The sequence below is a fragment of the Acidiplasma cupricumulans genome (genome assembly GCF_001402935.1).
In the GTDB taxonomy this organism is placed as follows: domain Archaea; phylum Thermoplasmatota; class Thermoplasmata; order Thermoplasmatales; family Thermoplasmataceae; genus Acidiplasma; species Acidiplasma aeolicum.
In genome coordinates, this window is the sequence record NZ_LKBH01000062.1 from 1 (window position 1) to 2,512 (window position 2,512).

A 2,512-nucleotide genomic window follows, 5' to 3' on the forward strand; every position below is an offset into this window, starting at 1 on the left:
ATAAACCCCTCATTTAATTATAAATATAAAATTATGTTAAATTATTATATATTTTTGGATAAATTATAATTTCCTTATAACCCTTTTGCCATTTATCTCATAGTTTCCACTTAATACAAGGTTTATGGAAAATACCAATGCCTTATGCTCCTGCTCATGTATTTTTTCTTCAAGTGATTCCGGTGTATCATAATCATCAACATTAACTATCCTCTGGTCTATAATTGGGCCATTATCAACATCATTTGTTGCAAAATGTATTGTGCATCCAGAAAATCTTGCTGTAGTTGTTGCACTAATGTTTGTGATTATAGCATTTTCCATCATTGCTGCGCCACATGATAAAAACACACCAGAGAGCTCTACCTCAACGGTTAATAAAAATGTAAGCTATTCACCAAAATTGTTGAAAATTGAAAAGGAGCTTCAGGAAAAGGGCATACCAATAAAATATGCAAGCCTGCCTACATTCGTAACCCATATCAATAAACAAAATGGTGTCATAACACCATCATATACATCTGCACCAGCACCGATGGGAATAGGATTTTATGGAACAAAAAATGTTTCAGGCCACCTTGTGGGATATAATCTAACGACAAACAGTGTTATGGCATCAATACATATCAATAACATGAATGATTTTTATCTTCTTAATGATGGCCCATACAGTGAAACTTTTCAATTAAATTCAGTGCTTTCTAATGTTACACTGTTTGGAAATTCTAGCTATAATTTCTGGACTCAAAATGTTGTATTTTACTCAGCCAGAACACATCAGATAACATTTTTAGACAACATATGGAACTTCTCCTCACCTGCCTTCTATATGAGCAATAATTCCTTGTATTCATATGACGGAAATCTTGTTGCACCTGTGTTTTATTATGATATAGGCCCGACAATAACAGTAACATATCCATTCACACTTAATTTATATCTAAATTCCACCGTAATAGACAGGGATAGTGCAGTGTATTTCAATTATTCCTTAACATATAATAATAAAACTGTATCAGGTTCTTATGACAGGGTTTTATTTAATTCAACATATAACCAGCCTGCTAGCTTCACCGCAGTAAAACCAGAATATCTTGCAAGTGGAACACATGTAACACCAACAGGATTTATACCATATGATTTTGAGATAATGGTTGGCGGACCCGGAGGTGGAAGCACAACATCTATATACAATATAAATGCCACGATGAATTTAAAATACGAAAAATCCGGTAAATATTACAATGTACCATCTGCATATGATACTGGATCTGAAACAGGTGAAACATCAGAGGGTGTTTCAGTATCATGGAATAATTATACCGCACATCTTACACCTGGCCCATCATTTGTGTACGGAATGTGGGGCATTTCAAATAATAATAAAATGGTTCACTATTCTGGAAGGGTGAGTCCATCAAATGCTTTCATGTTTGTGTCTCCGGGTGCATTCAATGAGAGCATGGCTGCATGGTCACCATTATCATTAAATGGCACATACAGCTTTACATTGCCCAGTGGATACTATACTGCAGAGGCTCTAATGAGCTACCATAATCCTGTAATGTTTACCATTGGCAACGATGCATCACTGCCCTTTAATAATTTTATGGGGATATACACACCGTTATACGCATTTGATAACTCACAGCTAAAAAACATATCATTGTATGGCAATGGTACACTGAATAATCCGTATGTGGTTTACAATGTTCAGACAATGCCTGTAAATTCACTATTTGAGGAGTTCAATGACTATGCATTCCCGGTATTTTCAGGAGTTTTAATTATGAACACAAATGCCAGTGCGGTTTTATATCATATGCCATCACTGTTCATTAAATATAATAATCCAGAATATTCAGGATATGTTAATTTCTATAAATTCCCATCATATAACTTCCTTAACTATGAATTTTACAATGCATCAAATATAACAGTATGGAAATCTAACGATATTTCAGGATACTTCTCCTCAAGCCTTGAAGGTTTCCCAGCGGCAAACCTTGTAATATGGAACTCGACAAGGATACTTATTGGATCGAATACATTTAACGTTATGGACAGTGGAATGCTTGTATTCAACAGTAATAATGTGACAATATGGGGCAATTATTTATTTAACTCACCATTAATATACAATAATACCTTCGAAGATATAACAAATATATGGGGTGCACCACTTGGGCTTGCAGAGTACTCATCAAATGATACAATATATAATAACTTCTTTGATGTGGAGATCACAGCCTACAGTCCAGAGGTCTCAATATATACCGGAGGCTTTGCAATGTATGTTGACCACTGGAACATAACAAAACAGCCGGCATACATTGTACATTATTTCAACGGTTTTGCATTATATGGAAGCATTATATATACAAGATACCAGGGAGGTAATTTCTGGTATAACTTTAATGGCACAATACCATATAATAACGATGGCCTTATTGCAATTGGCGGCGATTATGTACCCTTATACTATTTTATTTTTCCATTTTTTAATTTATTA

Annotated in this window: 2 protein-coding genes; one reads left to right on the plus strand and one right to left on the minus strand. The window is 34.6% G+C overall.

The features are described 5' to 3' along the window. Positions 1–63: 63 nt before the first annotated feature. Complete coding sequence (locus tag AOG55_RS02060) at positions 64–327, minus strand: formyltransferase family protein (RefSeq protein WP_084779387.1); 264 nt, start codon at positions 325–327, stop codon at positions 64–66. Between AOG55_RS02060 and AOG55_RS02065 the strand changes: the two genes are divergently transcribed. Next, the coding region (locus AOG55_RS02065; RefSeq protein ID WP_055040834.1) for a thermopsin family protease at positions 299–2,512 on the plus strand (2,214 nt) is incomplete at its 3' end. The two genes, AOG55_RS02060 and AOG55_RS02065, sit on opposite strands and share 29 nt — an antisense overlap.

What these genes read in the sequence shown, in the direction of transcription:
- AOG55_RS02060 (WP_084779387.1), bottom strand. Translation starts at nt 327, where the DNA reads ATGATGGAAAATGCTATAATCACAAACATTAGTGCAACAACTACAGCA.